Source organism: Pseudomonas mucoides, from assembly GCF_015461845.1.
GTDB classification, from domain to species: Bacteria; Pseudomonadota; Gammaproteobacteria; order Pseudomonadales; family Pseudomonadaceae; genus Aquipseudomonas; species Aquipseudomonas mucoides.
This window is the reverse complement of record NZ_JACOPW010000002.1, coordinates 1039204-1056698: the sequence shown is the minus strand read 5'-3', so window position 1 is coordinate 1056698 and position 17495 is coordinate 1039204. Positions and strand designations below refer to the sequence as shown.

The window sequence follows — 17495 nt, the reverse complement described above, 5'->3', positions numbered from 1 at the left end:
ATGTTTAGCATTTTTTCCACGAAAACCTGCGCCCATAGTCATTCCAACGGCGGTCGCCTTGCAGTCCGCCCAGCCGATAACAAAAAGTGGAGAGGCTTGAAATGTCGAATAACGGTTATGAATCCGGTCGCCTGAACCTGCCATTCGTAGGTCATTGCACCTTTGGCAAATCCCCGGTGTGCACCGATTGGGACGCGCTGGATGCCGACGTCGCGGTGCTCGGCGTGCCCAATGACATGGGCACCCAGTGGCGCTCCGGCGCACGCTTCGGACCACGCGGGATTCGCGAAGCATCGACGCTGTTTTCCTTCGGCCACGCCGGCGCTTACGACCACGAAGACGACGTGATGTACCTGACCGCCGCCGACGTGCGCATGGTCGACGTCGGTGACGCCGACATCGTGCACACCGATATGGTCACCAGTAACGAAAACACCGAATACGCTGTGCGCAAAATCCTCGATGCCGGCGTCATGCCGGTGGTGCTCGGCGGCGACCACTCGGTGCACGCGCCGGTGATCAAGGCTTTCGAGGGCCGCGGCCCGATCCACATCATCCACTTCGATGCGCACCTGGATTTCGTCGACGAACGGCACGGTGTGCGCTACGGCCACGGCAACCCGCTGCGCCGCGCCTCGGAAATGAACCACATTGTCGGCATGACCCAGATGGGCATTCGCAACGTCTCGTCGTCCAACCGCGATGACTACGAAGCGGCCCACGCCGCCGGTTCGAAAATCCTCTCGGTGAGGGATGTCCGCCGCCTCGGCGTCGAAGGAGTGCTGGCGCTGATCCCGCAGAACATCAACTACTACATCACCATCGACATCGACGGTTTCGACCCGTCCATCGCCCCCGGCACCGGCACCCCGAGCCACGGCGGTTTCCTCTACTACGAAGTGCTGGAAATCATCCAGGCCCTGGCCAAGCGCAGCAAAGGCAACATTGTCGGCATGGACCTGGTGGAGGTTGCACCGGTGTATGACCCGAGCGGTATGACCTCGATTCTGGCGGCGCAACTGCTGCTTAACAGTATCGGTTTCATCTTCCATGAACGGGCTCAGGCGAAGCACGCCGTGAGCGCAACCACCACCGAATCGGCGTGAACTGACCGCCGCACAGAGGGCATGAAAAATGGACGCGAGTGTTAAGCAGTACCTGCAGAAATTCGGTGTCTGCGAAGCGACCCAGACCTTCCTCAGCAAGGTGCAGAAAATGTTCATCGGTGGCGCCTTTGTCGAGGCCAGCGACGGACAGACCTCCGACGTCATCGATCCGTCGACCGAAGGCCTGATCACACGCATTCCGATGGGCACCACCGAGGATCTGGACCGCGCCGTGCAAGCCGCTCGCGCACAGTTCGACGGTGGCGCCTGGAGCCAGGCCAAACCGGTGGAACGCGAGCGTTTGATGCAACGCCTGGCGGACCTGATCGAGCAGAATGCGGCAGAACTGGCGGAAATCGAATCGATCGACATGGGCAAGTCGGTCGCGTTTGCCAAGGACGTCGATATCCAGGGCACCGTCGATACCTTGCGTTATTTCGCCGGGTGGGCGACCAAGCTGCACGGACGCACCGTCGAGCCTTCGCTGCCGGGCAACTATCTGGCGTATACGCGCAAGGAAGCGGTGGGGGTGGTCGGCGCTATCGTGCCGTGGAACTTCCCGCTGCAAACCATGGCCTGGAAGCTCGGCGCCGCCCTGGCCACCGGTTGCACCGTGGTGGTCAAACCCGCTGAACTGACCTCGCTGTCAGCCCTGCGTTTTGCCGAACTGGTGCAGGAAGCCGGGATTCCCGACGGCGTGATCAATATTGTCTCGGGACGCGGCAGCGTGGTCGGCGCGGCCATGGCCACGCACCCCGGCATCGATAAATTGACCTTTACCGGCTCGACCCCGGTCGGCCGTACCGTCGGGCGTGCGGCGCTGGACGAAATGAAGCGACTAACCCTGGAACTGGGAGGAAAATCACCGGTAATCGTGTTGGCCGATGCGGACATCCCTGCGGCGGCGCAAGCGGTCGCCAACGGTGTGTTTTTCAACTCGGGCCAGGTGTGCGACGCCGGTACACGCGCCTATATTCATCGCAGTGTCTACGACGAATTTTTGCGTGAGCTGATCGCCTACACCCGCACCCTGAAGATTGCACCGGGTCTGGATCCAGACTGTTTCATTGGCCCGCTGGTCTCGGCCCTGCAAAAGCAGCGGGTCACCGAGTACATCGAAACCGGCAAGCAGGAAGGCGCCGAACTGGTCTACGGCGGCCAGCCCGTCGATGGCCCAGGCTTCTTCGTCGAGCCGACCATCTTCGCCCATTGCCGCAACGACATGCGCATTGTCCAGGAAGAGATTTTTGGTCCGGTGCTGGTCACCGCACCGTTCGACGATGAGGAAGAGGCGCTGGCCCTGGCCAATGACTCGGTGTACGGCCTGGCCGCCGCGCTGTACTCCAACGACCTGGGCAAGGTGCACAGCCTGATCCCACGGTTGAAGGCCGGTTCGGTCTACGTCAACGCCCACGGCACCCTCGATCCGTCGATGCCGTTCGGTGGCTACAAACAGTCCGGTTTCGGCAAGGACCTGGGCGCCGAGCAGCTCGATTACCTGCTCGAGACAAAGGCCGTCTGGATCACGTTGCCTTAAGCACGCGGCACCCGTGGAGAGGGAGCAAGCTCCCTCGCCTCAAGGTGCTCATCGCAAGGAATGCAGTTCCGTCATGATCTTCCAACAATAAGAGTCCATCATGAACACTGACGCCAAAGCCGCTCCTAGCGTGTCGCTCCTCGACGATAAACCCATCGTCGAAAGCCATTCGATCGACTTCATCCCGGAACACGAACGCACCGACAAACTGGCGAGCCAAGGCCCGTTCTGGTTCCTCGGCAATTTCACTTTCTTCACCATGACCATCGGCTTCGTCGGCCCAAGCGTCGGCCTGACCGCGCTCTGGACCACACTCGCCGGCACGCTGGGCATCATGTTCGGCACACTGTTCATGGCGTTCCATGGTTCACAGGGCCCGCACCTGGGCTTGCCGCAAATGATCCAGTCGCGGGCGCAGTTCGGCTATCGCGGTGTGATCCTCGTGTTGCTGGCGACGCTGTTTGTGTTTGCCGGGTTCAACATCGTCAACCTGGTGTTGATGATGCAGGGTTTGCACACGCTATTCGGCTTTCATCCCTGGGCGATTGCGGTGGCGGTGACGATACCGGCGGCAGTCCTGGCGATCCTCGGTCATGACTGGATGCACCGCAGTTTCAAATGGGCGTTGTACCTGTCGATTCCGCTGTACGGCCTGGTGACGCTGGCGGTGCTGATGGGCTGGGTACCGGATGCCGCGATGCCGGTACTGGCTGCGGGAGAAGTCGCGCCAGCGCCGTTGGGCTTCAACTGGACCGGGTTCATCGCCCAGTTCGCGGCGGCGGCCAGTTACAACATCGCTTACGCCCCGTACGTGTCCGACTATTCCCGTTACCTGCCGAAGAACACCTCCAGCGGCAAGCTGATTGCCGTGGTGTTTCTTGGCGCCTCGTTGTCCGGCGCATGGATGATTTCGGTGGGTGGCTGGTTGGCGGATCACCTGCATTCCACGGACGTGCTGGTCGCCCTCGGTCAGGTCGGCAACGTCGTCTCGCCACTGATCGGCACCGCGGTGGTGGTGATCACGATCCTGGCGTTCCTGCCGGTGATCGCGATGAACATCTACAGCGCGAAACTGACCACGTTGACCTGCGTCGACTCCATCAAGCACATCGAACCAACCCGCAAGGCCCGCATCCTGGCGATTGGTTTTGTGATCCTGCTGCAACTCGGCGTGGCGCTGAGCATCCAGAGTTCGGGCAAAGGCTTGTCGGTGCTGGGGATCTACCTGGTGGTGATGCTGTACTTCCTCGTGCCCTGGACCTCGGTCAACCTGACGGACTACTTCTTCGTGCGCAAGGGCCGCTATGCCATCCCGCACTTCTTCATGCCCCACGGCAACATCTACGGCAACTGGGGCCTGCGTGGCATCGCCGCGTACGCCATCGGTTTCGTGTCGATGATTCCGTTCTTCTACATCTACGACGGCGTCGAGCAGCGCGAGGTCTATGTCGGCCCCCTCGCCAAAGCCCTGGGCAGCATCGACATCGCCTGGCTGGTCGGGCTGATCGTTTCGGGGCTGGTGTACTACTGGTTCAGCCGCTCGATTGATCTCAAGCGTGAAGAAACCGTGATCCAGCACATCGAGAAAACCTCTCCGCAATACACCACTGGCGACTCGCTGACCCATCGCCCGTCCCCAGTGTTCAACGAATCGACGGCCGGGAGATAACCATGGCTACGCAAAAATACGACTACATCATCATTGGCGCCGGCTCCGCGGGCTGTGTGTTGGCCAACCGCTTGAGCGAAGACCCGGCTACTTCGGTGTTGGTGCTGGAATTCGGTGGCAGCGACCGCAGTGTGGTGATCCAGATGCCGAGCGCCTTCTCGATCCCGATGAACACCAAGAAATACAACTGGCGCTACGAAACCGAGCCAGAGCCGTTCCTCAACGGGCGGCGCATCCACTGTCCACGCGGCAAGGTGCTGGGCGGTTCTTCGTCGATCAACGGCCTGGTCTACATCCGTGGCCACGCCTACGACTTCGATGAGTGGGAATCCCTCGGTGCCCAGGGCTGGGGCTACCGCAATTGCCTGCCGTACTTCAAACGGGCAGAACATTACGAGGAGGGTGGCGACGGCTATCGGGGCGGCACCGGGCCGCTGCACACCACCAACGGCAACCACATGAAAAACCCGCTGTATGGGGCGTGGGTCGAAGCCGGTGCCGAAGCCGGTTACATCAAGACCGAAGACTGCAACGGCTACATGCAGGAAGGGTTCGGCGCCATGCACATGACGGTGAAAAACGGCGTGCGCTGCTCCACGGCCAACGCCTATTTGCGCCCGGCCATGGGCCGTCCGAACCTGACGGTGATCACCCACGCGATGACCCGCCAGATCCTCCTTGAAGGCAAACGGGCGGTTGGCGTCATGTACGACCACGATGGCCAGACGCACCAGGTTTACTGCCACCGCGAAGTGCTGATTTCTTCCGGCCCCATCGGTTCGCCGCACCTGCTACAACGCTCCGGTATCGGTCCGGCCGAGGTCCTGCGCAAAGCCGGGATCGGCGTGCGCCATGACCTGCCGGGGGTAGGGGAGAACCTGCAGGATCACGCCGAGGTGTACATCCAGTTCGGCTGCAAGGAACCGGTGACCCTCAACAGCAAAATGGACCCGCTGAGCAAACTGATGATCGGTCTGCGCTGGCTGCTGTTCAAGGACGGGCTCGGCGCCACCAACCATTTTGAGGCCGGAGGTTTCATTCGCTCGGACAAGGGCCTGCGCTGGCCTGATATCCAGTTCCATTTTCTGCCCGCCGCCATGCGTTATGACGGCAACAAACCGATCAAGGGCCACGGCTTCATGGTGCTCACCGGGCCGAACAAACCCAAGAGCCGCGGCTACGTGCGCGCCCGTTCGGCGGACCCGTACGAGCACCCGCAGATCCAGTTCAACTACCTGCAACGGGAAGAAGACCGCGAAGGCTTCCGCCGCTGCATCCGCCTGACCCGGGAGATCATCGGCCAGAAAGCCATGGACCGTTTCCGCGATGGCGAAATCGCTCCCGGCCCGCGGGTGAACAGCGATGAAGAGCTGGACGCCTTCGTGCGGGAAAACCTCGAAAGCACCTACCATCCGTGCGGCTCGTGCCGCATGGGCGAGGACGACATGGCGGTGGTGGATTCCGAGTTGCGTGTGCATGGCATCGCCGGATTGCGCGTGATCGACTCGTCGGTGTTCCCGACCGAGCCGAACGGCAACCTCAACGCGCCGACCATCATGCTCGCCGAGCGCGCCAGCGATCTGGTGCGCGGACGCAACATGCTGCCGGCCTCGGATGCACCGGTTGGCTTGGTGGAGAATTGGGAAAACAGCCAGCGCTCGACGTTGCCGGGGCGTAACGTCCGGGTTTAATGCCCTGGTTTTTTGCTCAACAACAGCCAGGTCGACGCCGAGTCGATCTGGCTTTTTGTGTTTTTCAGGCGGGTTTTAGCGGTAACGGCCTTGTCTTGCAGCGTCTCCTATACTGATCCGCGTTGGCAGGTTCAACACCGATCCTGAATGCCGTTGGAGGCGCACCCAGCACTCCGACGGTTTTCCCTACGACCCCACAGTAAGGAGAACGAACATGGCAATCCGCATTGGCGACGAGGCACCGGACTTTACCGTCGAGAGCACCGAAGGCACGCTGCATTTCCACGAATGGATTGGCGACAAGTGGGCCATCCTGTTTTCGCACCCCAAGGACTTCACCCCGGTGTGCACCACCGAACTGGGCTATATGGCCGGGCTCAAGCCTGAGTTCGACAAGCGCAACACCAAGATCGTCGGCCTCAGCGTCGACCCGGTCAGCAATCATGCAAGCTGGGCCAAGGACATCGAAGAAACCCAGGGGCACGCGGTCAACTACCCGATGATCGGTGACGAAAACCTGGTGGTGGCGAAGCTCTACGACATGATCCACCCGAATGCCAGTGGCGGCACCCGTACTGCCGTCGACAACGCCACCGTGCGTTCGGTGTTCATCATTGGCCCGGACAAAAAGGTCAAGGCCATGCTCATCTACCCGATGAGTGCCGGGCGCAACTTCGATGAAGTACTGCGTCTGCTCGATTCCCTGCAATTGAACGCCAAGCACACCGTCGCCACGCCGGTGAACTGGCGTCCGGGCGAAGACGTGATCATCCCGACATCGGTGTCCGATGAAGATGCGCGGAAAAAATACCCGGACGGTTTCAAAACCATCAAACCGTACTTGCGCACTGTGGCGCAGCCCAAGTAATCCAACCTTCGAGGGATCCCGAAATGGACGTAAAAGCCCTGCGCGCCGACGCCAGCCACCTCGACAAGGTGGCGCGCCTCTTCGACGCCTACCGAGGCTTTTACGGCCAGCCCTCGAACCCGACCCAGTCCCGGGACTTCATCGCCGAACGCATTGCCCGGGACGAATCGGTGATTTTCCTCGCCGAAGACGCCGCGGGCCATGCGTTGGGTTTCGTGCAGTTGTACCCGACGTTTTCCTCCATCGACGCCCACCGCACCTGGTTGCTCAGCGACCTGTTCACCACCCCCGAGGCCCGCGGGCTAGGGGTGGGAACGTTGCTGATGAACACCGCCCGTGCCTTTGCGGTGTTGAGCGGTGCCAAGGGCATGGTGCTGGAAACCGCCACCGACAATGTGGGTGCGCAGCGGTTGTATGAGTCGTTGGGGTATGTGCGTGATGGGGGGTATTACACGTATTGCCTTGATTTGAAGCAGGGTTGAGAAGGGTGGTGGTCATGCACCCCCACCCACATCACGGCAACGCCCACTCCTCACGAAACTGCTCGTACTGCGCCTCCGGCATCTGCACCAGCAATGGCGACTCGCGAGGGTCGAGCCACTTGAGCAACGCAGCAATATCTCCCTGATCCATGGCCGTACAGCCCGCTGTGGGTGACGCGGGGCCGCGCCAGATGTGGAAGAAAATGCACGAACCCGAACCCGCTGTGGCCGGGGTGTTGTGCTCGATGAAAATGCCTTGGCGATAACCCTCTTCGTTGCGCATGTGTTCCGAGCTGCTCCAGTCTGTAGCCGTCGCTGCGCCGTCGACCAGTTTGTTGTAGTGACTGGATTGGCTGTCATCCACGCATTCGGTGGTCGGTGTCAGCGCGAGGTAAGGCAAGTGGGTGTCGACCGTGTTGTTGAAACCAAACGCCGTGCCCAGTTTGAACACTCCCGCCGGTGCTTTTCCATCGCCTTCGCGTTTGATCGGGCCTTCAACATCACCCACACTGCTCACGCCTTTGCCCCAGCCCATGCCGTTTTTGCCGACCACGACGGGAAAGGCATCGCCGTATTTTCGAAAGGTTTTCCCGTCACGTTCATAGCGCTGAGCGGTGCCCTGAATGTCATCCCAGTTTTTGCTGGTGACCACAATCAACTGACCACTGCTGCCGACCGTGTCGCTGGCGCTCATCGGTGTGATCGGGAAATCCATCACGTCCTTCGGCGCGCCCTCGCCACTGAATGTGAAATGCCACCATTCCTTCGAATACCCGGCAAACCCTTCTTTCTCCATGGCACTGCTCAGACGTTGACGGTTGTCCTTGGCGGTGGCGTTGATCGTCTGGTTGGCGGTATGTGCGCGCTCGTCGAAGCAGTCGAAACCGGTGCCCATATCCAGGGCGCCGTCGTGCCAGCGCTGGTCATAGGGCGCGGTGCAATCGACTTGCGTCGCCGTCGGGGTCCAGGTGTCGGCGGGCAGCGCATCCGGGCCGATCAGCGTCAGGTCTACGGTTGAGCCCTTGGAGTGTCCCGACACCCGCGCCACATAGCCCAAACGCCAGAAGTCCTGCTTGTCCACGCGCGGATAGAACTCGGCCTTGCGCGGGTCACCCGGTTCTGTCGCGAAGCGCCCCATGTCGGCGACGGCGCGGCTGGGTCGATAGCAGTCGAACACCTTCAAACCGTAGCCTTGAGTGCGCAATTCCGCCTGGACCCGGGCGAGGGCCTTGGCGGTGTCGACGGACAACAGGCATTCGGCCGCGTCATAACCGTCGAGCCGGTGCCCGGTGAAATTGTGGGCACTGGCGTAGCGCATGTCCTGTTCGATGCTCGGGTCGATGGTGCGCAAATACACCATGTTTTCGGGCCTTGATTCGGCATTGGCCATGCCGCAAATGACAAGGCTTATCAGTAGCGCTAAAACGCGATTTCGCACTCTTGTTGCCTTCATACAAATTAAATAAATATGTAACAAAATTTCACCATTGGGCAGGCAAGGTAACGGGGCAGCGTGTCAACGATGTCACGGGCCTCAAGGACTTATCAATGGTGCCGGGCATGAAGTTGAATCGGGCTTCGAATAATAATGAGGTGCTATGACTGTTCTGGTTACCGGCGCTGCCGGTTTTATTGGCTATCACACGGTTAAACGGCTGTGCCAGCAAGGTCTTGATGTCGTCGGTATCGATAACCTCAACGACTACTACAGCGTAGAACTCAAACAGGCACGGCTCAAAGAGTTGGAGTCGTTGCCGGGTTTTCGCTTCCAGCGACTGGATATTGTTGATAAAGCGGCCCTGATGGGGCTGTTTCAGGAGCATCGATTCACCGAGGTCGTGCATCTGGCCGCCCAGGCCGGCGTTCGCTATTCGCTGGACAATCCCGACGTCTACGCGCAATCGAACCTGGTGGGGTTTGTGAATGTGCTGGAAGCCTGCCGGCACCATCGCCCGGAGCATTTGATCTACGCGTCGAGCAGCTCGGTGTATGGCACCAACAGCAAAATGCCGTTCAGTGTCGAAGACGCCGTCGAGCATCCGGTTTCGCTGTATGCCGCCAGCAAGCGCGCCAATGAACTGCTCGCGCACAGCTATTGCCATCTCTACGGAATCCGCGCCAGTGGCCTACGGTTTTTCACCGTTTACGGGCCCTGGGGGCGGCCGGACATGGCGCTGTTCAAGTTCACCCGAGCGATGCTCAACGACGAACCGATCGACATCTATAACCACGGCGAGATGGCGCGGGACTTCACCTACATCGATGACATCGTCGAAAGCATCGTGCGCCTGCGGCCCAAACCGCCGTTGGCGGACAGTGCCGGCGAAGGCCTCAATCGAATTTTCAACATCGGACGGGGCGAACCCATGCCGTTGCTGGCGTTCGTCGAGTGTCTGGAAAACGTGCTGGGCATCAAGGCGCGGCGCAACTATTTGCCGCTGCAAGCGGGCGATGTGATCAAGACCTGGGCCGATGTGTCGGCGTTGGCGGATTGGGTCGACTTCCGCCCGCAAGTGGCGGTCGAGACCGGTGTGGCGGAGTTTGTGAAGTGGTATCGGCACTTTTATCAGCGATGAAGCGTTCACCCTTGAGAACAACCATTAGCGGGGGGAGAACCCTATGAGCCAAGACATTTTCGTATCGGTACTGATTCCGGCGAAAAACGAAACCAATAACCTCAAGCCCTTGATTGAGGAAATCCGTGTGGCGTTGGCGGATGAAGCGTACGAAATCATTGTCGTCGACGATGGCAGCACCGATGCCACCCTGCACGAACTGCAACAGATCAAAAACAGCGGTTTGAGCACGCTGCGCATTCTGTGCCATGAGCGTTCGCTGGGCCAAAGCACCTCGCTTTACCATGCCGCGCTCGCCGCGCGCGGGCAGTGGCTGGCGACGCTCGATGGTGACGGCCAGAACGACCCGGCGGACATCCCCGGCATGTTGCAACTGGTGCGGGGCGGTCACGGTCCGGTCGATGTTCAACTGGTGGCCGGTCACCGGGTTAATCGCCGCGACACCGCCAGTAAACGCTGGGCCTCGCGCTTCGCCAACGGACTGCGCCGGCGCATGCTCAACGATGCCACGCCGGACACCGGTTGCGGGTTGAAGCTGATCGAGCGGGCGGCGTTTCTGCGCTTGCCGTACTTCGACCATATGCACCGGTTTCTGCCCGCGCTGATCCAGCGTCACAACGGCCGCATGATCGTCCACCCGGTCAACCATCGTCCGCGCACCGCCGGGGTGTCCAAGTACGGCAACCTCGACCGGGCTCTGGTGGGCATTCTTGATCTGTTCGGGGTCTGGTGGCTGATCAAACGCACGCGCCTGAACACCAAGGCGCAGGAGATCGAAGGATGAACCTCTCCCGCGAAGCCCTGTGGCTGGCGGTCGGTTTCATTGGCCAGATCGCCTTCACCGGCCGCTTTGTCCTGCAATGGTTGTACAGCGAATACCAGAAGCGCAGCGTGATCCCGACGAGTTTCTGGTACTTGAGCATCGTCGGCAGCACGTTGCTGCTCGCGTACGCCATTTACCGCCAGGACCCTGTGTTTATCGCCGGTCAGGCATTTGGCTCGATCGTCTACCTGCGCAATTTGCAACTGATTGCCAAAAGCACCCCCGCTAAGGAATGAGTCATGCGTAGAACGCTATCGCCCGGCGTCGAGTGCCTGGGCTTGATGTTGCTGGCCCTGTTGCTGATCGGCGCCGGGTTGGGGCTGCGTCAGCCGCAGAATGTCGACGAGGAACGATTCCTTGGCGTCGCTTTGGAGATGTTGCACAACAACGCGTGGCTGATTCCGCACCGGGCGGCAGAGATCTACGGCGACAAGCCGCCGATTTTCATGTGGACCGTGGCGTTCTTCACTTGGCTGACCGGGAAGCCTGCGATTGCCCTTTATATTCCGGGCCTGTTGTCCGGTGTGACAGTCACCGCAGTGGTTTACGACCTTGGCCGACGACTCTGGAACCAGCGCATCGGCCGGATCGCGGCCCTGTTGTACCTGGCCACCTATCAAACCTACAGCATCTTGCAGACCGGCCAGATCGACAGCTTTTTGGTGCTGTTTACCTCGGTCGGCCTCTACGGTCTCACGCGTCATTTGTTGCTTGGCCCGGCCTGGCGCTGGTTTTACATCGGCTGCGCGGCCATGGGCGTGGGCGTAATCACCAAGGGGGTCGGGTTTGTCCCGGCGCTGATGTTGATTCCGTATGCCTATGCGGTGCGCAAAGACTGGCCTGGCGTGGTGGCGATGCCGGGGGAGGCGCGCAAGTGGTGGCTGGGATTGGCGGTGATGTTGGGCGCCACGGCGATCTGGTTGCTGCCCCTGGCGTTGTCCATCGTGCTCAATGGCGGCGCCGAGGAAATCGCCTATGCCAAGGAAATATTGCTGCGTCAAACCGCAGGGCGATATGCCGCGGCCTGGGACCATCGTGAACCGTTCTGGTACTTCTTCGTTTACGTGATCCCGCAATACTGGCTGCCGCTGGTGCTGGCGTTGCCGTGGCTGGTGCCGGCGTGGCGTCGGCAGTTGCAAAAGCATGACGGCCGGGTGTTGGTGCTGCTGGGGTGGGTCCTGCTGGTGGTGCTGTTTTTCTGCATCAGCAGCGGCAAGCGCAAGTTGTACATCTACCCGGCGCTTCCAGGGTTGGTGTTGGTGGCGGCACCGCTGATTCCCTGGCTGCTCAAACGCTGGTTCAGCCAGCGCCCACGCGGTCGTCAGGTGTTCCAGGTGGTGGCGGTGATCTGGTTTGCGCTGTGGTTCGCCCGTGGTTTCATCGAGCCGGTCAGGGACGGTGCCAACCCGCATAACGCGATCATGGCGCAGGCCGCGACCATGACCGGTGGCGCAGAACTGGTGCTGGTCGACTGGCGTGAGGGTCACTGGTTGTACGCCCGGCAGCCGATTGTGCATTTCGGCATGGCCGGCTCCTCCATCGAGCAAGCCGCACAATGGCTGCGCGACCATCCCAAGGCGTACGCGCTGGTCCCCGACGAGGAGCTGGGGAAGTGTTTCAATCCCCAGACCGCCCGTGAGTTGGGCGAAACCTCGCGTGCCCAGTGGTCGATTGTGGGGGCCGACGCGGATAACGGTAAATGTCATCCGTTGCCGCCCGTCAACGTCTATCACTTCACCTGGAACGAGCGGGTCAATGACTTGAAGGCGGCGCTGCGCTAAAAAAAACCACATGGGCTCGGGGCTGATCCCGGCCCATTGAGTCCGAATGCGGTTATTAGGTGCAGATAAGGCAAACTGCTGGCCCCGCTGGCGCAAAACAGTCGCCAAAATCACTTTATTTTCAGGTGGTTAGGCGGAATGCAATTGCGCAATGTAGCGATCACGATGATCTCGGTTACCCTGGCGAGCATGGCCGGCGCGGCCCAGGCCAGGGAGTTGGTGGCCAATGACCGATATATGTGCGACTGGGGCGCGGGGACGGCGGCCAGGGCCCAGGAGCTGAAGTTGTCCGGGGTGTCGCTGTATGCCGCTCGCAAGAAGATTCAGACCTACAAATTCAACAAACCGTGGATGCACATGATGGCCATGGGCATTACCGAGCAGACCTACGACAGTCCGTCGCGGTTCAAACCGGCTGCGGTGCGGCAGAGTTTTTATGAAGAGTGCATTCGGTACAAGCTGGCGCGCAAGTAATGCGATCCTGTGGCGAGGGCGCTTTTGTGGCGAGGGAGCTTGCTCCCGCTGGGCTGCGAAGCGGCCCCAAAAAACGGGACAGCTGCGCTGTCCAGCGGGAGCAAGCTCCCTCGCCACAGGTTGATAGTGCCGAACCTTTTATGGCGTTACTTCAAACACTGCGCCCCGGCCTTGGCCACTTGTGCATCCTGTTCAGCCTTGACCCCGGACACGCCGACCGCGCCGATCACCTGGCCGTCGTAAACAATCGGCACGCCACCTTCAAGGGACGTCAGCAACGGCGCCGATAAAAAGGCGAAGCGTCCGCCGTTGACCATGTCTTCATAACCTTTCGACTCACGCCGGCCCAAGGCCGAGGTGCGGGCTTTTTCAGTGGCGATGTAGGCGCTGCTGGCCGCGCACCCGTCGAGGCGTTCGAGCGCCAGGGGATGGCCACCGTCATCGACAATCACAATGGTTACGGCCCATTGATTGTTCTGTGCTTCGGTGCGGGCGGCGGTGAGGATCTGGCTGACTTCGGCCTGACTCAGTATGGCTTTACGCTTCATGGCGATTGCTCCAGAGGGTGATCAGGGCAGGGCGGCTTCCACCAGTTCAATCCAGTGCCGGACCGGGGTTCGACCCGCGCCGTCGAGGTGGGACTGACAGCCGATATTGGCGGTGACAATGATTTCGGGATGCCCGCTCTCCAGCGCATTGAGCTTGTTGTCGCGCAGTTGCCGGGACAGTTCCGGTTGAGTCAGCGAATAGGTGCCCGCCGAGCCGCAGCACAAATGGCCGTCAGGTACGGGCGTGAGGTTAAAACCCAGACGTGTCAGCAGCGCCTCAACCGCGCCGCCCAGTTTTTGCGCGTGCTGCAAGGTGCAGGGGCAATGGAACGCCAGGCGCTGGTCGCTGTGGATACCGAGGGTTTCCAGCGGTTCATCGCGCAGCACTTCGACCAGGTCCCTGGCCAGTGCGCTGACCTTTTGCGCCTTCTCGGCATAGGCCGGATCGCTGCGCAGCAAATGACCATAGTCCTTGATGAACGCACCGCAACCGCTGGCGGTTTGCACAATCGCTTCGGCACCGTTTTCAATCGCCGGCCACCACGCATCGATGTTGTGCCGTGCGCGATCAAGGCCGGCCACCTGGGCGTCGAGGTGATAATCGACGGCGCCGCAGCACCCGGCTTCGCGGGTGGGTATGACGCTGATACCGAGTCGATCCAGCACCCGCGCAGTGGCGGCGTTGGTGTTGGGCGACAGCCCCGGCTGCACGCAACCTTCGAGTATCAGCACTTGCCTGGCGTGGCGCACCGTCGGGCGTGGTTTGGCCGGGTACACACGGCGAGGCAACTTGGCTTGCAGGGTGTTCGGCAACAAGGCACGGAACACCTGGCCACCGCTCACCAGCGCTTTGAACAATCCCGGGTTGGGTACCACGCGGCGCAACCCTTCGCGCAATAAACGCTGCTCGAGCGGGCGCGGTACGGCGGCGTCCACCACTGCGCGTCCGATGTCGAGCAAGTTGTGGTAATCGACGCCGGAGGGGCAGGTGGTTTCGCAGTTGCGGCACGACAGGCAACGATCCAGATGCTGCTGGGTTTTTTGCGTGACTTCGTTGCCTTCCAGCACCTGCTTGATCAGGTAGATGCGACCTCGCGGGCCATCCAGTTCATCGCCGAGCAATTGATAAGTCGGGCAGGTCGCATTGCAAAAACCGCAATGCACACAGGTGCGCAGAATGCGTTCGGCTTCTTCGGCGCGGGGCAGCTGGCGGGCCTGGTCGCTGAGCGTGGTTTGCATGGGTCAACACTCCGCGTACAGGCGACCGGGGTTGAAAATGCCCCGTGGGTCAAGTTGCTGCTTCAGGTTCTGGTGATAGCGCATCAGTGCAGCCGGCAGCGGTTGGAACGGGCTGTCGATCAGGCCATGGCTGTAGCAGGTCACATGCCCGCCGACCTCGCCGACGATCTTGCGAATGAACGAGGCTTGCGCCTCGGATTTGAGCCAGCGCTGTGCGCCGCCCCAATCGATCAGTTGAACGCCGGGCAAAGACAGTCGGGGTGTGTTGTGGGGCAGGGACAACCGCCAAAGGGGTTGGTCCTCATCAAAGAAACTCAGTCGATGTTCGTTGAGGTCCGCCCAATAGTTCGCGTCCAGCCGCTCGCCGCCCAATCGATCATGGGCCGCCGCCACCGAGCCTTCGCCCCCCTCAAGCCGCAGGTGCAGGCGTTGCCCGTCGTGGCACGCGGCGCTGATCGGCAAGGGCTGCTGGCCCCATTCCGCGAGGCGCAGCAGGGCGCGGTCACTGTCCATGTCCAGGCTGATGCTCAGGCATTGACGCGGTTTGGGCAGGACTTTGAGTGACACTTCAGTCACCACCCCCAGCGATCCGTAACTGCCGACCATCAAGCGCGACAGGTCGTAACCGGCGACGTTCTTCATGACTTCGCCACCGAAGCGCAAATGCTTGCCATGCCCGGTGATCACCCGTGTGCCGAGGACAAAGTCCCTGACCGAGCCTGACCACGGGCGTCGAGGCCCCGACAAGCCGCAGGCAATCATGCCGCCGACGGTGGCGCCTTCGCCGAAGGAGGGCGGTTCACACGGCAGCATCTGCTGTGCGTGGTCCAATACCTCAGCCAGTTCTGACAACGGTGTGCCGCAGCGGACGGTGATCACCAGTTCGGTCGGGTCATAGCTGACGATGCCCCGGTGGGTGCGCGTGTCGAGCACCTCACCGGCAACGATCCGTCCCAGGAATGCCTTGCTGTTGGAGCCCTGAATGCGCAACGGCGTGGCGTTTTGCAGCGCCTGGTTGACCTGCTCCAGCAGCGCGGCACTGTCATCCATGTCGTGTTCGCTACGCATCAGAAGCGCTCCAGATCAGGGAAGGGCAACTGCCCCATATGCACGTGCATCGCGCCAAACTCGGCGCAGCGGTGCAGGGTCGGAATGTTCTTGCCGGGGTTGAGCAAGCCGCCAGGATCGAAGGCCGCTTTGACCGCATGGAACACGGTCAGCTCATCGCTGTTGAACTGCGCGCACATCTGATTGATTTTCTCCCGCCCCACGCCGTGTTCGCCGGTGATGCTACCGCCGACCTTCACGCACAGCTCGAGGATCTTGCCGCCCAGGGTTTCGGCGCGGTCGAGCTCGCCCGGTTGATTGGCGTCGAACAGAATCAGCGGGTGCATGTTGCCGTCGCCGGCGTGGAACACGTTGGCCACCCGCAGGCCATATTCATCCGAGAGTGTCGCGATAGCCCGCAACACACCGGGCAGTTCGCGGCGCGGGATCGTGCCGTCCATGCAGTAGTAATCCGGCGACAGCCGTCCGACGGCCGGGAAGGCATTCTTGCGCCCGGCCCAGAACCGCACGCGCTCGGCTTCATCGCGGGCCTGGCGGACTTCGGTGGCGCCAGCCTGTTCCAGCACCTGGCGCACGCGGTCGCAATCATCATGGACATCGGCTTCAACGCCATCGAGTTCACAGAGCAAAATGGCTTCGGCGTCGACGGGGTAGCCGGCGTGGATGAAGTCCTCGGCGGCGCGAATCGCCAGGTTGTCCATCATCTCCAGGCCGCCGGGGATGATGCCGGCGGCAATGATGTCACCCACCGCGCGCCCGGCCTTTTCCACGGAATCGAAGGCGGCCAGCAGCACTTTGGCGGTTTGCGGTTTGGGCAGCAGTTTCACCGTGACTTCGGTGATGACCCCCAGCATGCCTTCGGAACCGGTGAACAAGGCCAGCAGGTCAAAACCGGGCGAGTCGAGCGCGTCGGAGCCCAGCGTCAGGTGTTCGCCCGCGACGGTCAGAATGTCGACTTTGAACAGGTTGTGCACGGTCAGGCCGTATTTGAGGCAATGCACGCCACCGGCGTTTTCGGCGACGTTGCCGCCGATTGAGCAAGCAATCTGCGAGGAGGGATCCGGCGCGTAATACAAACCAAACGGCGCCGCGGCCTGGGAAATCGCCAGGTTGCGCACCCCCGGCTGAACCCGCGCGGTGCGGGCGGCGGGGTCTATGTGCAGGATGTTGTTGAAGCGCGCCATCACCAGCAGCACGCCTTTTTCCAGCGGCAGTGCACCGCCGGACAACCCGGTGCCGGCGCCACGGGCAACCACCGCGACGTGCCGCTCATGACAGACTTGAAGGATGCCCTGGACTTCGTCCAGGTGGCGCGGCAACACCACCAGCAGCGGCGTGGTGCGATACGCGGAGAGCCCGTCGCATTCATACGGTCTGAGCTCTTCTTGCTGATGCAGGATGTCCAGATCCGGCAAGCGCGCTCGTAACGCCTGGAGCAGGGCGGCTTTGTCGACCTCGGGCAAAACGCCGTCGACGCGTTCGTCGTAAAGAATGTTCATAGCCTGATCGCGACCCTCGGTTGTTTTTATTAGAGGTCAGGTTTCGATGATAGGTCCCTCGCCAACGTTAGCTCAGTTGCGAGCAGGAGCCGATTTGATTTTGACCCACTCAATAAGAAACCGGGCGTCTTCAA

At 61.2% G+C, this 17495-nt stretch carries 16 protein-coding genes; 11 read left to right on the top strand and 5 right to left on the bottom strand.

All coding sequences use genetic code 11. The features are described 5' to 3' along the window. The first annotated feature begins 101 nt into the window (after window positions 1-101). From speB to H8F22_RS13530, 6 genes are all read left to right on the top strand, one after another. Window positions 102-1106 carry an agmatinase gene (speB, locus tag H8F22_RS13555; RefSeq protein WP_027924755.1) on the top strand — a complete coding sequence of 335 codons (1005 nt, stop codon included), beginning with the start codon at window positions 102-104 and terminating at the stop codon, window positions 1104-1106. Between the two features lie 28 nt (window positions 1107-1134). Then, window positions 1135-2643 (top strand): aldehyde dehydrogenase family protein, encoded by a 1509-nt coding sequence (locus H8F22_RS13550; protein WP_194940309.1) that lies wholly within the window; start codon window positions 1135-1137, stop codon window positions 2641-2643. Between the two features lie 100 nt (window positions 2644-2743). Beyond that, on the top strand, window positions 2744-4312 hold the full coding sequence (locus H8F22_RS13545; RefSeq protein ID WP_027924753.1) for a purine-cytosine permease family protein: 1569 nt from the start codon (window positions 2744-2746) through the stop codon (window positions 4310-4312). Between the two features lie 2 nt (window positions 4313-4314). Beyond that, window positions 4315-6003, top strand: a complete 1689-nt coding sequence (gene betA, locus H8F22_RS13540; protein WP_027924752.1) for a choline dehydrogenase — start codon at window positions 4315-4317, stop codon at window positions 6001-6003. A 214-nt stretch (window positions 6004-6217) separates the two neighbouring features. Further along, entirely contained in the window at window positions 6218-6871 is a 654-nt protein-coding gene (locus H8F22_RS13535; protein WP_123432063.1) for a peroxiredoxin, read from the top strand. A gap of 23 nt (window positions 6872-6894) precedes the next feature. Beyond that, window positions 6895-7353, top strand: coding sequence for a GNAT family N-acetyltransferase (locus H8F22_RS13530; RefSeq protein WP_027924750.1), 459 nt, complete (start codon window positions 6895-6897; stop codon window positions 7351-7353). A 31-nt stretch (window positions 7354-7384) separates the two neighbouring features. Here the strand turns inward: H8F22_RS13530 and H8F22_RS13525 are convergent, their stop codons facing one another. Next, window positions 7385-8806, bottom strand: a complete 1422-nt coding sequence (locus H8F22_RS13525; protein ID WP_194940308.1) for a M15 family metallopeptidase — start codon at window positions 8804-8806, stop codon at window positions 7385-7387. A gap of 145 nt (window positions 8807-8951) precedes the next feature. On the opposite strand from H8F22_RS13525, the gene H8F22_RS13520 reads away from it, so the two are divergent. From H8F22_RS13520 to H8F22_RS13500, 5 genes are all read left to right on the top strand, one after another. After that, window positions 8952-9929, top strand: coding sequence for an NAD-dependent epimerase (locus H8F22_RS13520; protein WP_194940307.1), 978 nt, complete (start codon window positions 8952-8954; stop codon window positions 9927-9929). A gap of 43 nt (window positions 9930-9972) precedes the next feature. Further along, the gene (locus tag H8F22_RS13515) at window positions 9973-10713 is read left to right on the top strand and encodes a glycosyltransferase (RefSeq protein WP_059182679.1); all 741 of its coding nucleotides are present in this window, start codon (window positions 9973-9975) and stop codon (window positions 10711-10713) included. Next, a complete protein-coding gene (locus H8F22_RS13510) occupies window positions 10710-10988 on the top strand; it encodes a lipid-A-disaccharide synthase N-terminal domain-containing protein (RefSeq protein ID WP_027924746.1) in 279 nt (92 codons plus the stop codon). The genes H8F22_RS13515 and H8F22_RS13510 overlap by 4 nt, the downstream gene beginning before the upstream one ends. Before the next feature lie 3 nt (window positions 10989-10991). Continuing rightward, window positions 10992-12533, top strand: a complete 1542-nt coding sequence (locus H8F22_RS13505; RefSeq protein ID WP_194940306.1) for an ArnT family glycosyltransferase — start codon at window positions 10992-10994, stop codon at window positions 12531-12533. A 144-nt stretch (window positions 12534-12677) separates the two neighbouring features. After that, complete coding sequence (locus tag H8F22_RS13500) at window positions 12678-13007, top strand: hypothetical protein (RefSeq protein ID WP_194940394.1); 330 nt, start codon at window positions 12678-12680, stop codon at window positions 13005-13007. Between the two features lie 146 nt (window positions 13008-13153). On the opposite strand, the gene H8F22_RS13495 is transcribed toward H8F22_RS13500, so the two are convergent. From H8F22_RS13495 to glcD, 4 genes are read right to left on the bottom strand one after another with little or no spacing between them, the layout of a single operon-like run. Next, complete coding sequence (locus tag H8F22_RS13495; protein ID WP_194940305.1) at window positions 13154-13555, bottom strand: heme-binding protein; 402 nt, start codon at window positions 13553-13555, stop codon at window positions 13154-13156. Between the two features lie 21 nt (window positions 13556-13576). Further along, window positions 13577-14794, bottom strand: coding sequence for a glycolate oxidase subunit GlcF (gene glcF / locus H8F22_RS13490; protein WP_059182683.1), 1218 nt, complete (start codon window positions 14792-14794; stop codon window positions 13577-13579). Window positions 14795-14797: 3 nt separating this feature from the next. After that, window positions 14798-15862, bottom strand: coding sequence for a glycolate oxidase subunit GlcE (gene glcE, locus H8F22_RS13485; RefSeq protein ID WP_194940304.1), 1065 nt, complete (start codon window positions 15860-15862; stop codon window positions 14798-14800). After that, window positions 15862-17361: a glycolate oxidase subunit GlcD gene (gene glcD / locus H8F22_RS13480; RefSeq protein WP_194940303.1), complete on the bottom strand. Its 1500-nt coding sequence runs from the start codon at window positions 17359-17361 to the stop codon at window positions 15862-15864. Before glcD ends, glcE begins: the two co-directional genes overlap by 1 nt. Window positions 17362-17495 lie beyond the last annotated feature (134 nt).